We start from the raw sequence: 24616 nt of genomic DNA, 5'->3' as shown, positions 1-24616 counted from the left end.
CTATGGATATTTTAACACTTTTTGTAATAGTTCCGATTATAACGGTAATAGTTTTAAGCTTTACCAAAGATCTAAAGCAAACAAGAGTAGTTGCTTTGATAGGAATGCTGGTTCAGTTCGGCATGTCGGTAAACTTAATTTTTGCCTATCTAAAAGAACGGTCTGTCAACAAAGACATCATGGTTTTTGTTAAGGATTATACTTGGTTTGAAAGTTTTAACATACATTATATCATAGGTGTTGACGCTGTATCGGTTGTTATGATTGCGCTTACATCTGTGGTTGTTTTAGCAGGTGTTTTCATATCATGGATGGTTGATGATCTGCCTAAAGAGTTCTTTATTTCTTTAATCGTTTTATCAGCAGGTGTATTTGGATTCTTTATTTCTATAGATCTTTTTACCATGTTCGTCTTTTTCGAGATAGCGGTAATACCTATGTACCTACTAATCGGTATATGGGGTTCAGGTCCAAGAGAATTTTCTGCCATGAAATTAACTCTGATGTTAATGGGTGCTTCGGCAGTGTTATCGGTTGGGATATTGGGAATTTATTTTAATTCCAATGCAGATGGAGGAAATTTGACGTTTAATATTTTGGAAATAGCGAAGGTTAATATACCGGAAGCAGCCCAAAATTTATTTTTCCCATTGACTTTTATCGGTTTTGGCGTATTGGGAGCCCTGTTTCCATTTCATACCTGGTCACCTTCGGGTCATGCCTCGGCACCAACTGCAGTATCTATGTTACACGCAGGTGTTTTAATGAAATTGGGTGGCTATGGAATTTTTAGGGTTGCCATGTATTTATTACCTGTAGGTGCAATTAACTGGTCTGATTTCTTTATCGTTCTTTCTGTAATTGGAGTTGTTTACGGGGCATTTGGTGCAATAATGCAAAAAGATTTAAAATACATCAATGCTTATGCATCTGTAAGCCACCTTGGTTTGGTTTTGTTCGCTTTGTTAATGATGAATAAAACAGCCTGGAATGGTGCTATTATCCAGTCTTTATCTCATGGTTTGTTAACAGCCTTATTCTTTGCCCTGATAGGCATGGTTTACGGAAGAACCCACACCAGGGATATCGCGAAGTTGGGTGGACTCATGAAAGTATTGCCATTTATTGGTGCAGTATATGTTATTACTGGACTAGCCTATTTAGGCTTACCCGGTTTTAGTGGTTTTGTAGCAGAGATGAACATTTTTGTAGGAGCCTTTCAGCACGACGACACATTTCACAGAGTATCAACCGTATTGGTTGTTTCGTCAATTGTTATTACTGCGGTTTATATCCTTAGAATGATTGGTAAGATAATGATGGGGCCTTTAAGCAACCAAGATTATAATGATCTTCCAAAAGCTACATGGTATGAAAAAACAGGACTTGTACTATTGATGGTTCCTGTTGTATTAATTGGTATAATGCCATTTGGACTTGGAGAAATGATAAAGGAAAGTTTGGAGCCATTTTTAGAAAGATTACTTTAAAAAATAAAAAAAATGAACTGGGAAAGTTTACTATTAATGCGAAATGAATTGGGGCTGTTGGCGGTAATATTATTGCTGCTTATCTTCGAGATATTTTCTACCAAGGAGCAAAAAGACAAGATCGTCTCGGTTGCCATTGTACTTTTTATTATTCATACCATTGTTGGATTTTTACCTTTAAACGAGGGAAGTTTATTCGGGGGAATGTTTAAGACCCATGTGCTTTTGTACTTTTTTAAGAACACTTTGAACATTGGCGTTTTGATCTTATTGTTGCAATCGGCTGATTGGCTTAATAAAACTGTAGTAGCACAAAATAAATCAACTGAATTTTTTGTGTTGCTTTTTTCTTCCCTGTTGGGGATGTATTTTATGATTTCTGCAGGCGATTTCTTAATGTTTTATATTGGTTTGGAATTGGCAACCTTACCTGTTGCTGCTTTGGTAGCATATGAAACATATAAAAGAGATTCGGCAGAGGGTGGTGTTAAATTCATTTTGTCATCTGCTTTAGCATCGGGAACAGCTTTATTGGGAATTTCATTTTTATACGCCACCACCGGAACGATTTATTTTGATGCAATGGGAGCCATTTTAAGCATTTCTAACTTATCTGTTTTAGGATTTATATTTTTCTTTTCAGGATTGGCTTTTAAAATTTCACTAGTGCCATTTCATTTCTGGACAGCAGATGTTTATCAGGGAGCACCCATAAGTATCGCTTCGTTTCTTTCGGTAATTTCGAAAGGTGCGGCCATAGTGATTTTAATGATCATTTTGTTTACTGTAATGAAACCTTTGATGCCCGTTTGGAGTAAAATAATTTATATGGTGGCAATTGCCACGATGTTTATCGGTAATTTATTTGCTTTGAGACAACAAAATATGAAAAGGTTTTTAGCTTATTCATCTATAGCACAGGCCGGATTTATTTTGCTCGGATTTTTATCGAATGATCAACTTGGTTATTCTACAATAGTTTATTTTGTTGCGGTTTATATCTTTTCTAATTTAGGTGCCTTTGGAGTTGTTCAGGCCATATCTACTGCATCAGGTAAAGAGAATATGGATGATTATGAAGGCCTCTATCGCACGAACCCTAAACTGAGTTTGGTTATGATGCTGGCTTTGTTTTCATTAGCGGGAATACCACCCTTAGCAGGTTTTTTTGGTAAGTTCTTTTTATATGCGGCAGCAGCGAGTAAGGGGTATTATTTTTTGGTTTTCATAGCTGTAGTCAATGCAACAATCTCTTTGTATTATTATTTATTGGTCATAAGAGCCATGTTCTTGAGGAAAAATCCAGACGCCATACCTTTCTTTAACAGTAAGATTTATATGAGGCTGGGTTTGATTCTGGCCGCATTAGGTATTTTAATAACTGGTGTATACAGTCCTTTGTACAATTATATATTTGAAATTAGTAATTCTTTTTTAAATTGATGTTTTATGGGATTAGGAGGCAAACATTTATTTGGTAGTATTGGAGAGCAACGTGTCACTTTTGTAGAAAAGAAAATTGAAGCTCCTAGAAAAGAATTTTTAAAAAACCTACTGGAAGTTAATGGGTATGAGGTTGTTATAGGAGAAGAAAAGAGAAAGTCTGAAGATGAACCACAACTATATACCGTTGGGGTTACCGATATGACCTTTAACCCTGCAGTTTATGTTTTTCAAAGAAGATTGAAGACTATTGATGGCAAACATATTGTCAATCAGGATTACTGGAATCAGGTATCGGAAGATACAAAACCTCAGTATTGGAAAAACTCCTAAAATTTTTTTAAAACCCTTCATAAGGTTGGGCTTCTTTTTTGAGAAACCCTGCGTTTAAGCCAAATTGACCTGCAATTTGGTTTGTGAAATTTAGCTTAACTTTACTCAACTTTGAATGATACCTGCTATTTATTAATGGCCAGTTTCGAATCTGAAGTGGTTGTTATTCTTGTATGAGCAAGTTTGCTGCCATTCATACATTCATTTTAATTAAAATTAAACCTTATGAAAAAACTATTATTGCTGTTGCTTTTGACTCCTTGTTTTGGGGTGTTGGCACAAAACCAACCTGTGGCTCCTGTAAAAATTGTGGTTGATGAGTACTTTGGCCAAAAAATTGAAGACCCGTATCAGTATCTGGAAGACATGAATGACGAAAAAGTAATCGAATGGTTTAAAGGCCAGGGGGATTACACAGCGCATACTATGAAGAATGTGAATGGCCGGGAAGCTTTGATATCCAAGTTCAAGGAATTGGATCAAAGAAGGTCAAGTCGTGTTTACAACTTGAATATTACAGAAAATGACTTCTATTTTTATTTGAAAACTACGCCTGAGGATGAGACCGGAAAATTATTTATGCGTAAAGGTTATGAGGGCCAGGAAACTTTATTATTTGATCCTTCTTCTTATAATAAGGAAGAAGGCAAACAGTATACCGTCGGATCCATTAGTCCTAATCGGGATGGTAGCCTCTTGTCCTTTGCTATAGCTCCGAACGGGTCTGAATCATCGACCATACTTGTCATGGATATGAAGACCAATAAACTTTTGTCGGAGGCTATCAGTTCAAGTATGGGTGGTGCTGCCTGGCAGAAGGATAACAAAAGCTTTAGTTACGGCAAGTACAACTCAGATGATATCACTGATCAAAACAGGCAGATCAATACAAAAACATATCTTCATGAGGTAGGTTCGGATTCGGCCAATGACCCTGTTGTATTTTGGGCTCCCGACTATCCGGAACTCAATATCACACCTGAGGAAATTCCACGTATTTATTATGACAAGGATGCAGATAAGTTATTTATGTATGCTTCTACGGTGGAGCGTAATGCTAAAATTTATATGGCTGATGCAGATGGATTAAAGCAAAAGCACACCCCATGGAAGCAAATTGTAAAGCGTGAAGATATGATCACAAGTTTGGGTACCGACAGCAAGAATTTCTATTTGAGATCCAAAAAAGACGCCCCAAATTACAAAGTTATGATGTCACCCCTTGCAAATACAGACTTCTCAAAAGCAACTACCCTGATACCACACGACGAAGAATCAGTTATAACTGATTTTGCCATTACTTCAGAAGGATATTTCTTTGCAAAACGAAGAAATGGGGTGGAGACCAAGGTATATTACCTTAAAGAACCCGGAGCAGCTGCGGAGGAACTAGAATTACCCTTTACGGCAGGCTCGGCTTCTCTTAGTACAAAAGGAGTTGATCATAAAGAGTTGTGGATATCTATGGGCGGATGGACACGTGATGGAGCCAGATACAGGTACGACCTTAATGACAAGAGTTTTACTTATGAAATGCTGTCTTCAAAGGCCGAATTCCCGGAATTTGAGAATATTGTAGCCGAAGAGATCATGGTGCCTTCCCATGATGGAGTTATGGTGCCGGTATCATTAATCTATGACAAGAATATGAAAAGAGACGGGAAGAATCCACTTATGCTCTACGGCTACGGTTCCTATGGCATTTCCATCAGTCCTTTCTTTTCATCGATGTTTCTTACCTGGATAAGTGAAGGGGGGGTTATAGCAATTGGTCATGTTCGCGGTGGAGGAGAACTAGGAGATGCCTGGCATAAGGCTGGTTACAAGCAGACCAAACCCAATACCTGGAAAGACTTTATAGCATGTGCCGAATATATGCATAAAGAAAAAATCAGTTCTCCTGAGAAAACCATGATATTTGGAGGGAGTGCAGGTGGTATATTGGTGGGTCGTTCCATGACTGAGCGTCCCGATCTTTTTGGAGTTGTCGTGCCTGCTGTAGGCGCAATGAATACCGTGCGAAGCGAGCTTACACCCAATGGGCCTATAAATGTACCCGAGTTTGGAAGCGTTAAAGACGAAGCAGGATTCAAAGCTTTGTATGAAATGGATTCCTATTTGCATATTAAGGATGGCGTAAAGTACCCGGCTACAATGATCACTACAGGGATAAACGATCGGAGAGTATCGGCCTGGGAACCAGGAAAATTTGCAGCCCGGCTGCAAGCTGCCAACGGTTCTGATAACCCGATACTGTTTAGGGTGGATTATGAATCTGGTCATGGAAGTGATGCTAAAACAAAACAATTTGAAGAGTTTGCCGATATATTTAGCTTTGCTTTTTGGCAAATGGGGCACCCTTCTTACCAGTCGATCAGAACTGACAAAGCGCCTCTTGCGAAATAGGATAAATGAAATAAATGAAAAACATATTACTTTTTGTAATATGTTTTTTTTTGCATCAAAACAGGTTTTATTAATTCAAAATTTAATGTTTAAAAAAAAGGAGTATTCACAATAATTGTTTATAGTTTTTATGCTGAATTAATATAAGCGTCCAAATTTTTTAGAATAACATAATTATTTTATATATTAAAAAATTCAAACAAAGAATATTATGCCATTGATTATCAGTGGTATATATTTTTATTGTAGTTAATTACCTATGGAAATTTTGAATGTAAGCGCCGAGTGTTTTCCCCTAGCCAAGGTCGGCGGTTTGGCTGACGTTGTAGGAGCTTTACCAAAATACCAACAAAAGGAAGGGGTGCACTCCAAAGTAATTATGCCTTTATACGGTAATGATTTCATGAAAAATCTGCATTTGAACCTTGAGTATAAAAATCATTTAACCTTGGGTAAACTGCATTATGACTTTAAGATATTTACTCCCGAAGAACCTTTTGATTTCCCGGTTTTCATGGTTCAAATTCCAGGCTTGTTTGATCGCCCTGAAATATACTCTTACGACGATGACGTAGAGCGATTTTTAGCATTTCAATTAGCCGTTTTGGACTGGTTACTAAGTCTTGATAAAAAGCCGTCCATAGTTCATTCACATGATCATCAAACGGGTTTTATATCGTTTTTAATGTCGCATGCTGCAGGCTATGAATCCCTAAAAGAAATACCAACTGTTTTTACGATTCACAACGCTCAGTATCAGGGTCAGTTTGGCTATGATAAGTTGAGGTACTTCCCTGAATTTGATTTGAAAAAAATGGGTCTTATAGATTGGGACGGAGCGATCAATCCATTGGCTACAGCCATCAAGTGTTCATGGAGGGTAACAACAGTGTCTCCGGGTTATCTGGAAGAGTTGAAATCTAATGCTAATGGGCTGGAGCAATTGATAGATCAGGAAAGTGAAAAATTTTCAGGTATCCTGAACGGAATCGACACAAGGGTCTGGAATCCTGAAACAGACAAGCATCTTGTAAAAAACTATTCAAATAAAGCATCAAAATAATGAAAGCACTTTTTTATACCAGAGAATTTCCTCCTTATGTTTATGGTGGAGCGGGAGTCCATGTTGAGTATCTGGCTGCCGAATTGGCCAAATTAATGGAGGTCGAAGTACGGTGCTTTGGCGACCAGGATAGCAAAGACGGTAATTTATCAGTTAAGGGTTTTCCTTATGATAATCCTGTTTTTGACAAGTCAAATGAAAAGCTTAAGGCTGTATTTAAAACCCTGAGCACATGCATTCAAATGAATGCGGATGAAGTAGATGCTGATATAGTGCATTGCCATACCTGGTATGCCCAATTTGCGGGTATAGTAACAAAGCTTTGTTATGGAATCCCCCTGGTCATTACAACGCATTCATTGGAGCCCTTAAGGCCGTGGAAAAGAGAACAATTAGGAAGAGGGTATGATGCCTCTTCATGGGTTGAAAAAACGGCTATTGAGATGGCTGATGCGATTATCGCTGTTTCTGAGGAAACAAAAGCGGATGTTCTTAAACACTTTAATGTTGACAAGGAGAAGGTTAAGGTCATTTACAATGGAATTAACCTTCAGGAGTATGTGGTCACCGATAAGACTTCAACACTTGAGAAGTATGGTATTGACCAGTCAAAACCTTTTGTATTGTTCGTAGGAAGAATTACAAGGCAAAAGGGCATTATACATCTGGTCAATGCAATTAAATATATAGATCCCGATACGCAGATTGTGCTTTGTGCAGGTGCACCGGATACACCTGAAATCGCCAAGGAGATGGAGGATAGTGTGGCTGAGGTTAAAAAAGATAGGGATAATGTTATTTGGATCGATGTCATGTTGAAAAAAGAAGAGGTAATCCAGTTATACTCTCACGCAGATGTATTTTGTTGCCCTTCTATATATGAGCCTTTCGGGATTATTAATATTGAAGCTATGGCTTGTGAAACTGCGGTTGTCGCAAGTGCTGTCGGTGGTATTAAAGAAGTTGTTGTCAATGGTGAAACAGGAATCCTCGTCCCTCTTGAACAGCAAAAAGAAGCTCCGTTTGAGCCTGTTGATGCTGATAAGTTTTCAAGAGACCTGGCGGCAGGTGTGAATAAACTGATTCAAAACAAAGAACTTTCTGCCACCATGGCTAAAAATGGAAGAAAAAGAGTAGAAGAAACGTTTGACTGGATCGCCATAGCAAAACAGGTAGAGGATTTATATAAATCGCTGATTTGATGAAGCAGAAATTATTGGACAGAACCCTCGAAATTACCAATGTTACAAGGGGGAAAGAGCCCAATAAGTCTGAGCTGTGCAAAAGATTCGGGCTTGATGAGTCATTGCCTTTATTTGTCTTTATTGGACGATTGGTTTATGAAAAGGGGGCAGATTTGTTTCCGGCTGTAGTATATAAATCGATGTTAAAAAAGGATTGTTCACTGTTCATTTTAGGGGCAGGTAAAGATTCGATAGAATCTGAATTGAAATCCTTGAGGATACATTTTAATAGAAACTATGCATGCGTCATTGGTTTTGATGAGGCTTTGGCTCATCAACTATATGCAGCAGCTGATTTTCTTTTGATGCCATCAAGGGTTGAACCCTGCGGCTTGAATCAGATGTATGCCCTGCGTTACGGAACAATTCCGATTGTTAGAAGAACAGGAGGGTTAAATGATACGGTAATCGACCTGGGTGACGGTGGATTTGGAATCTGTCATATACAAGCCTCCGTACAGGATGTATGCGATTCAATAAACCGGGCCAAGGAATTATATAAAAATAAGAAGGAATTGAAAAGGATCAGAAAAAAATGCATGAGAATTGACCATTCGTGGGATAATTCAGCTCAAGATTATTTAACTTTATACAAATCTTTAACCCCGTAAAATATGTTCAGTAAAAAAACTTTAGGAATTATACTAGGAGGAGGACAAGGTTCCCGACTTTACCCATTAACTCAAAGCAGGTCCAAACCTGCAGTTCCAATAGCAGGTAAATACCGACTGGTTGACATTCCGATTTCCAATTGTATAAATTCTGAGATAAAAAGGATGTATGTGTTAACCCAGTTCAATTCTGCTTCTTTGAACAGGCACATTAAAAATACGTATCACTTTAGCTTTTTCAGCCAGGCCTTTGTAGATGTGCTTGCAGCGGAGCAGACTCCTATGAGTGATACCTGGTTTCAGGGAACTGCAGACGCGGTACGGCAGAGTATGCATCATTTTCTCAGGCATGATTTTGAATATGCACTGATACTTTCAGGAGACCAGTTATACCAAATGGACTATAACCTGATGATTGATCAGCATGTAAAGGATGGTGCTAAAATTTCCATAGCTACTATACCTGTAAATTCAAAAGATGCCACTTCATTTGGAATATTAAAATCAGACGACAATAATGAAGTTACCTCATTTATTGAAAAGCCGGACGAAAAGCTTTTACCCGACTGGACTTCTGAGGTTAGCGATGAAATGAAATCAGAAGGTAGAAATTACCTTGCTTCGATGGGTATTTATATCTTTAACAGGGATCTGCTGATCGAATTGATGAAAAATCCCGACACGAATGATTTTGGGAAAGAAATCATTCCTCAGGCGCTAGGGGAGCATAAAATAGTAAGTTACCAATATGAAGGATATTGGACCGATATAGGAAATATAGATTCGTTCTTTGAAGCCAACCTGGGATTGACGGATGATATTCCGGCCTTTGACCTGTATAACAAAGATAGAAGAATCTATACAAGGGCCAGGATGTTGCCAACTTCTAAAATATCCGGAACTACCCTAAACAGAAGTGTGATTGGGGAAGGTTGTATCGTCCATGCGGCTAAAATTGACAAGTCGGTCATTGGAATCAGGTCGAGAATCGGAAGTGAATCAACGGTCATTAATACCTATATGATGGGTAATGATTCATATGAAACCCTTGACGAAATCAACAATAACAAGACAAGCATACTTATGGGTATCGGAGAACGTTGCTTTATAAAGAATACGATAATCGACAAAAATTGCCGTATAGGTGATGACGTCAGGATTAATGGAGGAGATCATTTAAAAGACGAGGAAAATGACCTGTACTGTATTAGGGATGGTATCGTGGTTATTAAAAAAGGAGCGATAATCCCTAAGGGATACGTTATTTAAGACTGAATTTATCAAGTATGCAAAAGCAACAAAGAGTAGTTGTTGATCGAGTTTCACCTGAGATCAATGGGGGAATATTTTCCATAAAAAGGGTTGTTGGTCAAGTAGTGAATGTTTCGGCTGATATTTTAGCTGACGGACACGATGTGCTTGCAGCATCAGTATTGTACAAGCATCAGAATGAAAAAAAATGGCAGGAATCAAGGATGGTACCTGGTCACAATGATGAGTGGTATGGCTCATTCAAAGTTCAAAAACAAGGTGCTTATGCCTATAAGATTGAGGGTTGGGTGGATTATGCATTAAACTGGCAATATGGTATCGGCAGGAAGATTGCTGATGGGCAACACGTAAGCTCAGAATTGGAAGAGGGCAGTCTTTATCTTGAGGCAATTATGGAAAGGGTAGTTCCATCAGAAAAAGCATATTTGAAAAAGACAATTGCGCTGTTCAAAAATGAAGCCTCTTATGACGAAGCGGTTACACAAGCGGTGTCAGACAGGCTCAGGTCATTATTTGAAAAATACCCTGAAAAATTTCTGGCTAATTATTCCGAGGAATTAGGTGTTTATGTTGACAGGACAAAAGCCTTGTTCAGTACCTGGTACGAGTTCTTCCCAAGGTCATCATCCGGGCAACCAAATAAACACGGAACCTTTAAAGATTGTATTCCACTGTTGAACAGGGTAGCTGATATGGGTTTTGATACCCTTTATTTCCCTCCGGTTCATCCCATTGGAGAGGTAAACAGAAAAGGCAAGAATAATACCACCGTCACCGTAGAAGGAGATGTGGGGTCTTGTTGGGGCATTGGTTCAAGGCTCGGAGGTCATAAAGACATCCATCCTGATCTGGGTTCACTTGATGATTTTAAAGAATTGATAGCTAAAGCCAAAGAACTTGATATTGAGATTGCAATGGATTATGCCTTGCAGGCAGCTCCTGATCATCCCTGGGTAAAAGAACACCCTTCCTGGTTTAAGTGGAGGCCCGATGGAACTGTTCAATACGCTGAAAATCCGCCAAAAAAATACCAGGACATACTTCCCATCTATTTTGAATCTGAAGACTTTAAAAATCTTTGGCAGGAATGTCTCGATATTCTGTTTTTCTGGATAGATTGTGGTATTAAAATTTTCAGGGTGGATAACCCGCACACAAAACCTTTTTATTTTTGGAATTGGGTCATCGATGAGGTGAGAAAAAAACATTCGGATATCATTTTTCTTGCCGAGGCATTTACCCGGCCCAAAATCATGCAGCAATTGGCCAAACAAGGTTATTCTCAGTCATATACCTATTTTACCTGGCGCGATAACAAACACGAATTGATCGGCTACGTGGAAGAATTGACCAAGACCGAACAGGCGGAGTACATGCGCCCCAATTTTTGGCCCAATACTCCTGATATAAACCCTTTTCATTTGCAGGGAGCCAATGAGTCCAAACACATACAGCGATATGTCCTGGCTGCCACGTTGAGCTCAAACATAGGTATTTATGGCCCTGTATTTGAGCAAATGATCAGTGCCGCTCTTCCGGGAAGGGAAGAGTATTTGAATTCAGAAAAGTTTCAGGTACGACACTATGACTGGACCGTGGATAATTGGCTCATTAAACTGATCTCCGGGATCAATAATGCGAGAAGGGAACATGAAGCTTTACAGCAAACCAACAACATCAAATTCTGCCATATTGATAATGATCAGTTGATGGCATTTTATAAATGGAATGACGATAAAACAAGTAACATATTTGTGGTAATCAGCCTTGATCATCATCACGCCCAAAGAGGAACGGTTCAGTTACCGATATATGACTTGGGCATAGGAGCCAATGACCAGTTCCAGATGCGGGATATATTGCCAGACATAACATATACATGGGACGGAGAATGGAATTTTGTGGAATTACACCCTAATATGCCTTTTCATATTTTCGAATTAATCAAATAACTTATGCCGGATAAAATCATCAAAACAATACCACAGGCTGCCTTTGAATTTGAGGGGGTATGGGAAGATTTGCTTGAGAATAAGGATTTTATCAAGGTATTTTTGTCTGAAGTGCTTGAGGATTATATTATCAGACAAAGATGGTACGGCGGTAAGGCCAGTAAACTCAAGTATATTGAACTGAGTGAATATTTCAGGATACAGCAACATGGAGAAGTATATTTCGGACTGTTGCTGGAAATCGATTTTGTCGAGGCATTTTACCATCATTATTTTTTGCCGATAGCTTTTGTAACGGATGTTGATTTTGCAAAAAGCGATAGGATTTTACCGATTAAAATTCAAGGTCAAAAGGGTTATATTATAGATGCCATCAATCTCGAGGCTTTTAGAAAACTCGTGTTTGAGCGAATTTTAGGGGCCGCTCCTTTTGACCGGACCAAGGTGCAATATCACAGGAGCGAGTCGTTCAAGGACGTTGTATATGAATCCTCAAGATTCATGGGACTCGAACAGAGCAATACATCCATAATTTATAATGAACAATATGTTTTAAAATTCTTCAGAAGAATATTCGCCGATAAGAATCCTGATTATGAAATGAGCAGGTTCCTCACCGAAATAAAGGATTTTCACAATACACCGGCTTATCAGGGAAGTTTAAACATTATTGATTCTGATGAAGTAAATGTCACCATCGCACTGATGCAGAAATTGGTGCCTAACGAGGGTGATGCCTGGGATTATATGCTCAAGGAGCTTCACGGTGTTTTTCTAAACTTAAGTGCAAAACATATCGCTATTGATACCCTGCCAACTGTTGATATGTTCGAAAGGCTTCAGATCAACGAGGTAAGGCCCGAGATCATTGACTGGGTAGGGCTTAATGTATTGGTAAAGATCAGGCAGCTGGCAATTAGAACAGCAGAAATGCACATTGTGCTTGGCTCTGAATTTGAGGATACTGCTTTTACTCCAAATCATTTTAACGGAGATTACGAGGTTTGGCTTAAAAACAGGTTACTGTATCAGTTTCAGAACAGGCTCAATACCATTGAGAACCGAATGCATAAACTCGATGGGATGGCCCTGGATCTGGCCAAAGAGTTTTTAGAAAAAAAGAACCTGATCAGGAAGCGCATAACCAACTTTGACTGGACCAAACTTAAGGGGGAACGAATTAGAGTGCACGGGGATTATCATTTGGGTCAGATTCTTGTGACCGATGGGGATTTTTTCATTCTTGATTTTGAAGGGGAGCCCGAAAGTACGATACGCGACAGGAAAGTCAAACAGCCGCCATTAAAAGATGTGGCCGGGCTTTTCAGGTCGTTTCATTATGCCATATATGCCACAATTTTCAACAACCCTGAATCATACAACAGGTCACAGGAGGAACTGTTTAAGGCAGCTGAGATTCTGTATAGTTATTTTACCAGCGTTTTTCTGGGCACTTATACAGAAGAAATACAAAATGCCAATCTAAACATTGGCTATAACCAAGAGCGCATTTTTATTCTTAAATACTGTTTGCTTGAAAAGGCAGTATATGAAATTGGATATGAATTGAATTCAAGACCGCAATGGGCGCTGATTCCTTTAAAGGGAATTTCTAATATTTTAAATCATTAATCACATGGCAGAAGTAATTACATATAGTCTATTTACCGATTTTGACATCAATTTATTCAAATCAGGAAAGCATTTCAGGCTCTACGAAAAGTTTGGTTCTCATCCTGTTACGGTTAACGGAGTTGAAGGAACATATTTTGCGGTTTGGGCGCCTTCGGCAGAGTCGGTTTCTGTTATAGGAGACTTTAATTTTTGGAATGAAAAACAGCATCGACTCAATGTTCGCTGGGACGCATCCGGTATTTGGGAGGGATTTGTCCCCGATGCGAAGGAAGGCATGCGCTATAAGTACAAGATCAAATCAAACCACAACAATATTGTCACAGAAAAGTCTGATCCTTATGCCTTTTCATATGAAAAACCACCCAATACTGCATCTGTTATTTCAAATATAGAAGGTTATAAATGGAAGGATAAGGCATGGATGGGTTATCGAAAAGATAAAAATGGTCTCGATAAACCCTATGCAGTATATGAGGTTCATTTGGGCTCCTGGATGAGAAATGAAGATGATGACAGTTTTTTAAGTTATGATCAGCTGGCCGATAATTTGGTTGATTATTTAAAGAAAATGAATTTTACCCATGTAGAATTTATGCCTGTGATGGAATATCCGTTTGATCCTTCATGGGGCTATCAACTAATAGGTTACTTTGCACCTACCTCAAGATTCGGGTCAGCCAAAGGTTTTATGAAATTATGCGACCGATTGCACCAAAATGATATTGGGATTATTCTTGATTGGGTTCCGTCACATTTCCCGTCAGATGACCACGGTCTTGGATTTTTTGACGGAAGTCATTTGTATGAGCATCCTGATCCACGCAGAGGTTATCATCAAGACTGGAAAAGTTTGATTTTTAATTATGGCAGGAATGAGGTAAAATCATTTTTGATCAGTAATGCATTTTACTGGTTTGACAAATATCATATAGATGGCTTGAGGGTTGATGCGGTTGCATCTATGCTATATCTTGACTATTCTCGTGAAGAAGGAGAATGGGAACCAAATATTTATGGAGGAAGAGAAAATTTGGAAGCTGTTGAATTCCTTAAGGAATTTAACCATGAAGTCTATGCCAGTTTTGACGGTATTCAGACCATAGCCGAAGAATCAACAGCCTACACAGGAGTAACGAATGACGTGTCTTATGGAGGGTTGGGCTTTGGAATGAAATGGATGATGGGTTGGATGCATGATACTTTGGAGTATTTCTCAAAGGATCCCATTTACAGAAAGCACCATCAGAATGAGATTACTTTTAGTCTAGCCTATGCGTTTTCTGAAAAATTCATGTTGCCCTTGTCGCATGATGAAGTAGTATATGGTAAGAAATCACTTTTAGGTAAAATGCCTGGAGACGAATGGCAGCGTTTCGCAAATTTAAGATTGTTATATGCATATATGTATACCCACCCCGGCACCAAACTAATCTTTCAGGGAGGTGAATTTGGTCAGTCGTCTGAATGGAATTTTGCTCAGAGTTTAGACTGGCATTTACTAGAATTCAAACCCCACAAAGGGTTACAAACCTTTGTAAAAGATCTCAATTCCTTTTATAAAAATACACCAGCCCTTTATGAAAAGGCTTTTAGTACCGAAGGTTTTGAATGGATCAATTATGGTGACCATGAGAATTCTGTGATCTCTTATATTAGAAAGGGTCATGATGAAAAGAATGATGTAGTTGTGATATGTAATTTCACTTCAGTTGTTAGAAAAGATTACGAGATTGGGCTGCCGCGCAAAGGAAAGCTGAAACAGATACTCAATAGTGATTTTAAAAAGTACTTTGGAAGTGGGATCAGCAATTCAAAGGAGATTGGTATAAAAAAGAAATCAAGAGACGGGAGGCCTTATTCTGCTGCAGTTACGCTTCCGCCTTTGAGTTTGGTTGCCTTTGAGATCATATAGTAGAGATTTTAAACTTTTATCACAGATACCTTCTTATTTTTAAACTTTTCATAAAAATAAGGAGGTATTTTTAAAAGATCCATACGTTGGGAATTAGCGAATTTTATTAGGTTTGTCTGCAATGAAATATACTGCCTGTCAGGCAGATAAAATGAAGAGCTATGATTCTAAATACAGAGCTGGAAAGTAAAGGAAACTTATTTCCTTCTAAAATAATATCCTACAGAAAAGATGTTGATACTTTTTACTTTACCACCGAGAACTATGTAGTGCTTCAGGTTACCGTAAGACGAGACAGTGTTTTACGATTCAGATACAGCACAAAAACAATTTTTGACAATGATTTTTCGTATGCCATCACAAAATATGCGAGTGAAGGATATAACCATTTGGAACTGGAAGAAAATGATACTCATTATATCATCACTACTTCGAAGCTGATCTGCAAAATCGCCAAAAAGGATTTGAGAAAATCCATATATGAAGTTAAAAACGGAGAACTGATCTGCGAAGATGAAACTGGATTTCATTGGGAAGAAAGTTATGAATTCGGAGGCGACATTGTGAAAATGTCAAAAGTATCTCAGGATAGTGAGGCTTATTATGGCCTGGGAGATAAACCGGTGCACATTAATTTGAAAGGAAAACGCTTTGAGAATTGGGTAACAGATTCTTACGCTTACGGAAGGGATACGGATCCTATTTATAAATCCATCCCCTTTTATGTAGGCCTGCATCATTCCAAGGCCTATGGGATATTTTTTGACAATACATTCAGATCCTTTTTTGATTTTTGTGCAGAACAAAGAAATGTGACAAGTTATTGGGCAATGGGAGGCGAAATGAACTATTATTTCATTTATGGCCCTGATATGACCGATGTGGTCGCCTCATACACCGACCTTACCGGTAAGCCGCATCAGTTACCACCGCTGTGGTCATTGGGTTACCATCAGTGTAAATGGAGTTATTACCCGGAGTCTAATGTAAAGGCTATTACAAATAAATTTAGAAAATTAAAGATCCCATGTGACGCCATTTACCTTGATATAGATTATATGGATGGATTCAGGTGTTTTACCTGGAATAAAGAATATTTTCCTGACCCTAAAAGAATGGTCAGGGAATTAGAAGATAAAGGGTTTAAAACCATTGCCATTATTGACCCCGGTATCAAGATTGATATGGATTATAATATCTTCAGGGAAGCCCTGGAAAAGGATTATTTCTGTAAAAGAGCAGATGGCCCGTATATGAAGGGTAAGGTATGGCCGGGAGAATGCTTTTTTCCGGACTTTACAGATCCTAAAGTTCGCGAATGGTGGTCAGGGTTGTACAAAGAACTTATCGAAGAAATTGGCGTGAAGGGTGTTTGGAACGATATGAATGAACCTGCTGTTATGGATGTTCCGGGAAAAACATTTCCTGATGATGTTAGACATAACTACGAAGGCAACAGGTGCAGCCACAGAAAGGCGCATAATATTTATGGTATGCAGATGGCGAGAGCTACATATCAGGGTTTAAAGAAATTCTCTTACCCAAAACGGCCCTTTGTAATTACCAGGGCCGCATATTCGGGGACACAACGTTATACTTCTACCTGGACCGGTGATAATGTTGCCACCTGGGATCATTTGAACATCGCCAATATTCAGGCACAGCGCCTGAGTATGTCGGGATTCTCGTTTGTAGGATCTGATATTGGTGGTTTTGCCGAACAACCCAACGGCGAACTTTATGCCCGATGGATTCAATTGGGTATGTTTCATCCCTTTTTTAGAACTCACTCTTCCGGAGATCATGGAGATCAGGAACCCTGGAGTTTTGGAGCCAATATTACCGATGTTGTTAGAAAATTCATAGAGATCAGGTACCAATTGCTGCCTTATTTATATACGGCTTTCTGGAGATATGCTGAAGAGGGAATTCCAATTTTGAAGTCATTGGTTTTATTCGATCAGGAAGATCCTCACACGCATTACAGGAATGATGAATTTATCTTTGGGGAAAAAATACTGGCCTGCCCGATCGCCGAACCTAATGCAAAAGGAAGAAGGATGTTTATCCCCAAAGGCGAATGGTACAATTTCTGGGATGACGAACTAAACATAGGTGGAGAGGAAGTATGGGTAGATGCGGATCTTGATTCAATGCCAATCTTTGTCAAAGCAGGGGCCATTATTCCAAAGTATCCGATTCAGCAATACGTGGGAGAAAAACAGATAGATCAACTCGTTCTGGATGTTTATTATAAGAATGGAAAAGAAACCTCTCAGGTATATGAGGATGCTCATGACGGCTATGATTATAAAAAGGGAAGGTTTAGCTTACGCGATTTAAAGCTGATAGGAAAAAAGAAATCACTTACGATTCAACAGTTCAAGTCAGGAAAATATACCACTCCTTATGACACTTTTAAAATAAATTTAAAAGGCCTGCCCTTTAAAATTGCCAAAATTGACATAGATCATGAAGTGCTTGACCTTAGAAAATTAAAGATCAATGGAGACAATTCTTTTGTGGTTACTAAAGAATTTAACAGGCTGCATATTACAGCAAAATAGGCCCGCCCTATAAGGCTTTTACGCATAAAAAAAGCTGTCATTATTGACAGCTTTCTTTATTTAGATCAGTCTTTTTTACTCTTCCTCAACTTTATCTTTCTTTTCGATCATCGCATTTGCTACCAAAAACAATCCTCCGAATAAAAAGATCATTGACGGATAAGCGACTTCTTCGTCAAGAACCGTATAGGTTTCCAAAATTGATGCAATCAAAATTCCTATACCAATTCCAACCGCTAACATACCAAATTTCAAAGTCAGGTTAGATTTATAGTTCTTTTTACTTGCAAAGAGAGATGCGTCTGCTCCTTTTTCAATTAATGATAAACGCTCCTTGTTTCTCGTGTTTAAATACACGTAAACCATACCAAAAATAGATGAAAATACTATTAGGGGGATTAAAATTGCTTCCATGATATAAATTATTTAGTTAAACTTTTTTACTTTCCTAATAAGACAACAACATCAAAATACAGGTTACATATTTTTTAAAATAAATTTTTTTAGACTAACTTGTAACCTAAAGCTCAAATATGATGTCTGATACTACAGATGGATAATTAATATGGATGGATAAGAATTCTGATCAAATATATATTGATAAGGTCTTGCAAGGAGATACCAACGCCTTTGCTTATTTAATAAATAAGTATAAAGACATGGCCTATACGATAGCTATAAAAATCGTTAAAAGCCATGAAGACGCAGAAGAAGTTGCCCAGGATAGTTTTTTAAAGGCCTACGAAAAATTGGACAGCTTTAAAGGAAACTCGAAGTTCTCAACATGGTTATATACCATAGTATACAGAAATTCCATCACAAAAATCAGAAAGAAAAAAGTAGCTACTTCTGATATTGATGATTATGTGATGGATAATTATAGTGAAGGAAGTGATTTTCCTCAGATAGAAGCAATTAAGAATGGAGAACAGCAGAAGTATGTTAGAGAGGCGATTAACAGGTTACCGGAAAAAGACGCAATATTAATTACCTTGTTTTATATGAACGAAAGTTCGATCGAAGAAATAGAACAAATCACAAACTTGACACAGACAAATATCAAAGTCAAATTGTTTAGGGCACGGAAAAAATTAAATACTGAATTATCACTCTTATTGAAGGAAGAAGTAAAAACAATATTATGAAGGAAGATAAGAAAATAGATAAACTCATTCGAGAGAGTTTGAAGATTGAGCAGCCCTCTGCTGATTTCACGGATAAGATTATGAATCAGATTGAGATGGCTGATGCGAAACAAGAAGAAGCGTTAGGTTCTTTGCTGAAAAAGAATGCACTCGAAAGCCCTTCTTTAAATTTTACGGCAAGAGTTATGGCTGAGGTTGAAAAAGTTTCGGTTAAAGTAGCTGACAAGCCTATTATAAGCAAAAAAGCATGGGCGTTTATCATGATGTTTGTGGCATCGATATTTGTATATGTTCTCTTGACAGGAGAAAAGAATGCTGCCGCTTCCCAGGCTATTGACGGAACTATGAAAAAAGTGGATAATTTACTTTCAAATTCCATGACATTTGACCTGCCGGCTATCCTTACTTCGCCTTTGTTCGGTTTGAGCTTCTTTGCTTTAAGTTCTTTGTTGTTCCTTGATTATTTTATAAAGAACAGAAAACTTTCAGTAAATATCTAAAGAATTTCAACGATTTAGAATACCCTCTTATAACTGGTTTGGAACAGATCATTTTAAGAGGGTATATTTTTTAAAATATTTCTTTAAAAACGTTTGCGATAAATTTAAAAACATTTATATTTGCACACCTTAAAAAGGAAATAACATTCCTCCTTAGCTCAGTTGGTTAGAGCATCTGACTGTTAATCAGAGGGTCCTTGGTTCGAGCCCAAGAGGAGGAGCATAATAGCAGAAAGACTTTACAGCAATGTGAGGTCTTTTTTGCTTTAATAAACTTACGAACTCTGCTTTTCGGTTATCGACAGATTGATCACGATGGCCATCAGCAGCCAAATTATAAAGGTCTCCCCATTGGTCATTTCATAAGTAGATCCGGCTAATCTTGCTGCTCCTAAAATAAGGTAAACGATAATAGGAGATAGAATTAAGCATGTCAAAAGATTGATGATTGTTTTCTTGTAATCCATAAGTCACTAATTTTAATTTATAAAATAAATTTCTACTGTTTCGATGCCAACCGATATTTGTCAAATTCTATACCGGGCCAATGCCATAAATATAGTGAAATTCTTATACGGATGAACCAGAACTTTAAAGTATATCAGCATTGTAATGCTTAGATTCTACTTTAAATAGCAGGTTGTCAACTTATTTGATTAAAGAAAGTGTCCTGTCAGGTACCCCAAAAGCTTTCAAGGTACCCCAAAATTATAAAAGAAATAAAATCACGAAATTAAATACACCTTTCTTACTATACAGAACAAAAATTAAATTTTCTTTTGAGGCTTTTTATGTGATTCCATAAGGCCGGGATACATATCTTTAAGAAATTGATTTCTCACAGAATCCATTTTTTTCATCATTTCTCTCATGTCATCCTGGTTGTGCTCCCAACTTCTGAAGTAATAATCTTCTTCAAAAAAGTCACGCATAAAAATTGAATCCAGCTGAGGAGCATATTTAAAATAATCTTTATTCTTAAAAGGTGAAACAATTTCAAAATGCTCATTGAAATTATCCATAATACTATCGAGGTTCACGCTGAGAGAATCACCTTCCTTGTTGGAATAAGACCACATATAAATGGAATCATATTTGATCAGATTTCCAAACTCGTCATATTCTCTGTGCACTTCGGATCGCTCAATGGGCTGTTTTTCTTGTTTTTTATCATCTTCGGTCTTAAGATCCTTTTTCTCCTGGCCATTGCATCCCCATACGATTAACAATAATAGTAACTTAACTATATTTTTCATTTGAACTTATATTAGAATTAGACAATATGTATTATTATAAAAACAGGTTTAAAATTTATCTTAGAATCAAGCGAATTTCTCACAGTATTTTTATCTATTAAAAATACCCCAATGTTAAAATAATTAAAATGATGAGGATCAATTATAAGCTTGATTCACATCATTGTATATCATTTAAAAAGGGTTAAATTTTGTTGTTTTCAATTGTTTAACTCTTTTTTCAATAAACATGGTGACTATTAAAAAACATGGGGTTCTCCTGGAGAAAACAGCCAATAGTTTTGAAAACCTCGGAGTTTTTAACCCTGCAGTTGCCCAAGATGGAGATACCGTACACATGCTCTATCGTGCGACAAGAAATGGTAATTTTTCAACATTAGGTTATTGTAAACTTGATGGTCCTCTAAGCATTGTTGAAAGAAAAAAGGAGCCGGTTTTTTTTCCTATGACGCCCGAAGAATTCCAGGGGGTAGAGGATCCCCGGCTTACTAAAATAGATGATACTTATTACCTGGCCTACTCGGCGTATGATGGCATCAATGTGTTTGGAGCTTATGCAACAACAAAGGATTTTAAATCTTTTAAAAGGCATGGAATAGTAACTCCAAAATTTACTTTTGAAGAATATTCAAAATTGATCAAGAAAAATTTTAACCGTATCAATTTAATGCACCTGATGTTCTACAACCTTTTTATAAGGTATAAGCTAGCTGAAATAATGAAGAGCAGAATTTATGTATGGGATAAAAACCTTATGTTTTTTCCAAAAAGAATACATGGAAAATTGGCACTGATACATAGGCTGTATCCGTCAGTTCAAATAGTCTATTTTGACAATCCTGAAGAATTAACCGTTGAATTTTGGGAAGACTATATCACAAATCTTCAAAAGCATATTGTGCTGATTCCAAAATATAAGCATGAGAAGGATCATATTGGAGGAGGATGCCCCCCTATTGAAACAGAAGACGGTTGGTTGTTTATTTATCATTCTGCAGAAATGACTCCCGAAGGCTATGTATACCATGCATCAGCTGCGTTATTCGATATTAATAACCCTAATATATTGATTTCAAGGCTTAAAAGGCCTTTGTTTTCTCCTACGCATAAATATGAAAAAGAAGGATATGTAAATAATGTCGTATTCCCTACAGGGACTGCTTTGTTTGGTGATGTGCTCTACATTTATTACGGAGCAGCCGATTGTAAGGTAGCAGTTGCTTCTTTAAGCCTGAAAGCATTATTAGACGAACTCAAAGCAAATATCAAGCAAGTTTAGATATGAAGTTAAAAATTGTTTTTGTATCAACAGTTCCTCCAACGCAGTGTGGAATAGCAACCTATACCAAAGATTTAATTGACGCATTTCAAAGTACGTTTGAAAATCTGGAATGCATTTATTGTAAATTAACAGAGATCTCTGAAGTTGTTCCTGACACAAGTTTTACATTAAACTACAATAAAAAAGAAGATTACAGGCGGGTGGCTGAGGAGATCAATGCAGACGATTCAATAAGACTTGTTCATATACAGCACGAATTCGGTTTGTTCGGAGGGCACTATGGAGATTACCTCTTGGAATTACTGGAACATTTGAAAAAACCGATTGCCTTTACATTTCATAGTGTTATTCCAAATCCACATAAACAATTTCAGACTTTTGTGCAATTACTGGCCTCTTACAGCAGTATTATTTTCGCAATGACACGAGATTCAAAGAACCTCTTGCAGTCTGATTATCATATTGATGAAAACCTGATTACCTATGTGCCGCATGGAACGCATATTGTAGCATATAATGAACCCAATCAAACAAAGAAGAAACTCGGGTTGGAAAATCATAAAATACTGTCAACATTTGGCCTTTTGGGAACTGGAAAAAGTATTGAAACAGCAATTAATGCCTTGCCTGAAATTATAGAAAACCATCCTGACACTCTTTATTTGGTGATTGGAAAATCTCATCCAAAAAACATAAAAGATGGCGTTGACCCTTATCGTCAATATCTTAAAAATATAATTAGTGAAAAAAAACTCGATCAACATGTGCTTTTTATTGATCGGTATCTTGAACTTGAAGAGCTCCTGGAATATCTAAGAGCAACCGATGTATACTTATTTACTTCAAAAAATCCAGAACAGGCGGTAAGTGGTACTTTTGCTTATGCAATGAGTTGTTCATGCCCTATTGTAGCAACCTCAATTCCGCATATAAGAGAAGAACTGTCACCCGATACAGGCATCATAGTCGACATTGGAAATTCCAGGGATTTTTCAAGAGCCGTTAATAAGTTATTATCAAATGATGCATTGCGGGAATCCATGGCTATAAATGCCTATCAAAAAACCAGAGAATCCTCATGGGAAAATGTTGCCATAAAACATTTCAATGCCTATACTGAAAAAGCAAAACTTTTTTCAAATGTCAAATTTCGAATTCCAAAAATCAAATTAAGCCATATAAAAAACTTAACGACCTCAAATGGTATTATTCAATTCAGTAAAATAAATTTGCCCGATATAAATTCGGGTTACACACTTGATGATAACGCCAGAGCACTCATCATGATGAGCATGCATTATATGCTGTTCAGAAAAAAGGAGGATTTGCTATATATAGAGATATACCTTAATTTTTTAGAACGAAGCCAGCAGCCAACAGGTAACTTTATTAATTATATAGATCAATTTAACCAGGAACACATCCAGAATTCATACGTCAATCTCGAAGATTCCAACGCCAGAGCTGTTTGGGCACTTGGTACCTTAATTTCATTTGAAGATCATATGCCTGCAGGCATCATCAAAAGAGCTGTAACCTGCTTTTTGAAATGTAAGCCATGGGTTTCGAACCTTCTGTCTCCAAGGGCCATCGGGTTTAGTATCAAAGGACTCTATGCTTATTATGTCTCTACAAAGGAAAAATTTGTAATTCCGGTTATAGAACATCTTGCCAATAATTTGATTACGAAGTATGATCTGCATGCAACCAAAAACTGGAAATGGTTTGAAAATTATATGACATATGCCAATAGTGTCCTCCCTGAAGCCATGATTTATGCATACCTGACAACAGGTAATTCAGCCTATAAAAAAGCAGGGGTCGAGTCTTTGGATTTTTTATTGTCCAAGATGTTTTTGAAGGATGGTTTTAAGGTGATTTCGAACAAGGGCTGGTATCATAAAAATAAAAACCCTATGCAATTTGGTGAACAGCCTATAGACGTGGCTTATACTATCCAAACTCTCAATGTTTTTTACCAGGTTATAGGGGATAAAGCATATAAATCTAAAATGAACCTTGCATTTGAGTGGTTTTTAGGAAGAAATCAATTAAGTCAGATTATGTATAATCCGGTTTCAGGAGGCTGCTTTGACGGATTGGAAGAAAAAAATGTGAATTTGAATCAGGGTGCGGAATCTGCGGTTTGCTATCTTATGGCACGTTTGATCATTGAGCAATACCACAGAAGAAAATATGAAAAAAGAGTGGAATTAGGCGAAGTGTTCAATCAAAAAGGAGCTCCTTTTATTTAGATGTTCCATCTCACTTTTTACTATCGACTCGAATCATATTTAATCTGCATCCGATGTAATGATAAAAAACTGTTTATGAGTCATGTGTTTATCTTGTTATCTCATACTTTCATTAAAAAAATCAGCTGGTCGAATTTTGTCTTTGCTCAAGTTCGATCCCGATGACGGAGACACAAAAAAGAGCAGTGTAAAGGTTACTGTTTTTTATTCTTTAAAGTGCCCAGGCGACTCACGAATTTCACATTGAAAA

At 37.5% G+C, this 24616-nt stretch carries 19 protein-coding genes and 1 tRNA gene; 17 read left to right on the top strand and 3 right to left on the bottom strand.

All coding sequences use genetic code 11. The annotated features are described in order from the left end of the window. Positions 1–2: 2 nt before the first annotated feature. From AABB81_RS07310 to AABB81_RS07255, 12 genes are all read left to right on the top strand, one after another. The gene (locus tag AABB81_RS07310) at positions 3–1490 is read left to right on the top strand and encodes a complex I subunit 4 family protein (RefSeq protein ID WP_342159585.1); all 1488 of its coding nucleotides are present in this window, start codon (positions 3–5) and stop codon (positions 1488–1490) included. Positions 1491–1502: 12 nt separating this feature from the next. After that, on the top strand, positions 1503–2933 hold the full coding sequence (locus AABB81_RS07305) for an NADH-quinone oxidoreductase subunit N (RefSeq protein ID WP_342159584.1): 1431 nt from the start codon (positions 1503–1505) through the stop codon (positions 2931–2933). A gap of 6 nt (positions 2934–2939) precedes the next feature. Continuing rightward, positions 2940–3266: a hypothetical protein gene (locus tag AABB81_RS07300; RefSeq protein WP_342159583.1), complete on the top strand. Its 327-nt coding sequence runs from the start codon at positions 2940–2942 to the stop codon at positions 3264–3266. Positions 3267–3491: 225 nt separating this feature from the next. Next, positions 3492–5672: a prolyl oligopeptidase family serine peptidase gene (locus AABB81_RS07295; protein WP_342159582.1), complete on the top strand. Its 2181-nt coding sequence runs from the start codon at positions 3492–3494 to the stop codon at positions 5670–5672. Positions 5673–5931: 259 nt separating this feature from the next. Further along, complete coding sequence (locus AABB81_RS07290; RefSeq protein WP_342159581.1) at positions 5932–6735, top strand: glycogen synthase; 804 nt, start codon at positions 5932–5934, stop codon at positions 6733–6735. Further along, complete coding sequence (glgA, locus tag AABB81_RS07285) at positions 6735–7937, top strand: glycogen synthase (RefSeq protein ID WP_342159580.1); 1203 nt, start codon at positions 6735–6737, stop codon at positions 7935–7937. The genes AABB81_RS07290 and glgA overlap by 1 nt, the downstream gene beginning before the upstream one ends. Continuing rightward, positions 7937–8590, top strand: a complete 654-nt coding sequence (locus tag AABB81_RS07280) for a glycogen synthase (protein WP_342159579.1) — start codon at positions 7937–7939, stop codon at positions 8588–8590. Before glgA ends, AABB81_RS07280 begins: the two co-directional genes overlap by 1 nt. A gap of 3 nt (positions 8591–8593) precedes the next feature. Next, a complete protein-coding gene (locus AABB81_RS07275; RefSeq protein ID WP_342159578.1) occupies positions 8594–9859 on the top strand; it encodes a glucose-1-phosphate adenylyltransferase in 1266 nt (421 codons plus the stop codon). A 17-nt stretch (positions 9860–9876) separates the two neighbouring features. After that, complete coding sequence (locus AABB81_RS07270) at positions 9877–11814, top strand: alpha-1,4-glucan--maltose-1-phosphate maltosyltransferase (protein WP_342159577.1); 1938 nt, start codon at positions 9877–9879, stop codon at positions 11812–11814. 3 nt (positions 11815–11817) lie between these two features. Continuing rightward, the gene (locus tag AABB81_RS07265) at positions 11818–13446 is read left to right on the top strand and encodes a trehalose synthase (protein ID WP_342159575.1); all 1629 of its coding nucleotides are present in this window, start codon (positions 11818–11820) and stop codon (positions 13444–13446) included. Positions 13447–13450: 4 nt separating this feature from the next. Further along, positions 13451–15361 (top strand): 1,4-alpha-glucan branching protein GlgB, encoded by a 1911-nt coding sequence (glgB, locus tag AABB81_RS07260; RefSeq protein ID WP_342159574.1) that lies wholly within the window; start codon positions 13451–13453, stop codon positions 15359–15361. Between the two features lie 161 nt (positions 15362–15522). Further along, positions 15523–17928 carry a glycoside hydrolase family 31 protein gene (locus tag AABB81_RS07255; protein WP_342159573.1) on the top strand — a complete coding sequence of 802 codons (2406 nt, stop codon included), beginning with the start codon at positions 15523–15525 and terminating at the stop codon, positions 17926–17928. Positions 17929–18003: 75 nt separating this feature from the next. Here the strand turns inward: AABB81_RS07255 and AABB81_RS07250 are convergent, their stop codons facing one another. Continuing rightward, entirely contained in the window at positions 18004–18342 is a 339-nt protein-coding gene (locus AABB81_RS07250) for a DUF6249 domain-containing protein (RefSeq protein ID WP_342159572.1), read from the bottom strand. A 155-nt stretch (positions 18343–18497) separates the two neighbouring features. On the opposite strand from AABB81_RS07250, the gene AABB81_RS07245 reads away from it, so the two are divergent. The 3 genes from AABB81_RS07245 (at position 18498) to AABB81_RS07235 (ending at position 19794) form a co-directional block, all read left to right on the top strand. Next, a complete protein-coding gene (locus tag AABB81_RS07245; RefSeq protein ID WP_342159570.1) occupies positions 18498–19073 on the top strand; it encodes an RNA polymerase sigma factor in 576 nt (191 codons plus the stop codon). Next, positions 19070–19573 carry a hypothetical protein gene (locus AABB81_RS07240; protein WP_342159568.1) on the top strand — a complete coding sequence of 168 codons (504 nt, stop codon included), beginning with the start codon at positions 19070–19072 and terminating at the stop codon, positions 19571–19573. The genes AABB81_RS07245 and AABB81_RS07240 overlap by 4 nt, the downstream gene beginning before the upstream one ends. A 147-nt stretch (positions 19574–19720) precedes the next feature. Continuing rightward, positions 19721–19794, top strand: a tRNA-Asn gene (locus AABB81_RS07235). Between the two features lie 54 nt (positions 19795–19848). On the opposite strand, the gene AABB81_RS07230 is transcribed toward AABB81_RS07235, so the two are convergent. Beyond that, a complete protein-coding gene (locus AABB81_RS07230; RefSeq protein ID WP_342159566.1) occupies positions 19849–20040 on the bottom strand; it encodes a hypothetical protein in 192 nt (63 codons plus the stop codon). 300 nt (positions 20041–20340) lie between these two features. After that, positions 20341–20829: a hypothetical protein gene (locus AABB81_RS07225; protein ID WP_342159565.1), complete on the bottom strand. Its 489-nt coding sequence runs from the start codon at positions 20827–20829 to the stop codon at positions 20341–20343. Between the two features lie 229 nt (positions 20830–21058). Between AABB81_RS07225 and AABB81_RS07220 the strand changes: the two genes are divergently transcribed. Continuing rightward, entirely contained in the window at positions 21059–22108 is a 1050-nt protein-coding gene (locus tag AABB81_RS07220) for a glycoside hydrolase family 130 protein (RefSeq protein ID WP_342159563.1), read from the top strand. Between the two features lie 2 nt (positions 22109–22110). Beyond that, a complete protein-coding gene (locus tag AABB81_RS07215) occupies positions 22111–24366 on the top strand; it encodes a glycosyltransferase (RefSeq protein WP_342159562.1) in 2256 nt (751 codons plus the stop codon). Positions 24367–24616 lie beyond the last annotated feature (250 nt).

Origin of the sequence: Lutimonas vermicola (assembly GCF_038433205.1) — a bacterium.
GTDB lineage: Bacteria > Bacteroidota > Bacteroidia > Flavobacteriales > Flavobacteriaceae > Lutimonas > Lutimonas vermicola.
The sequence above is the reverse complement of the archived record's forward strand: the minus strand, read 5'-3'. Positions and strand labels throughout refer to the sequence as shown.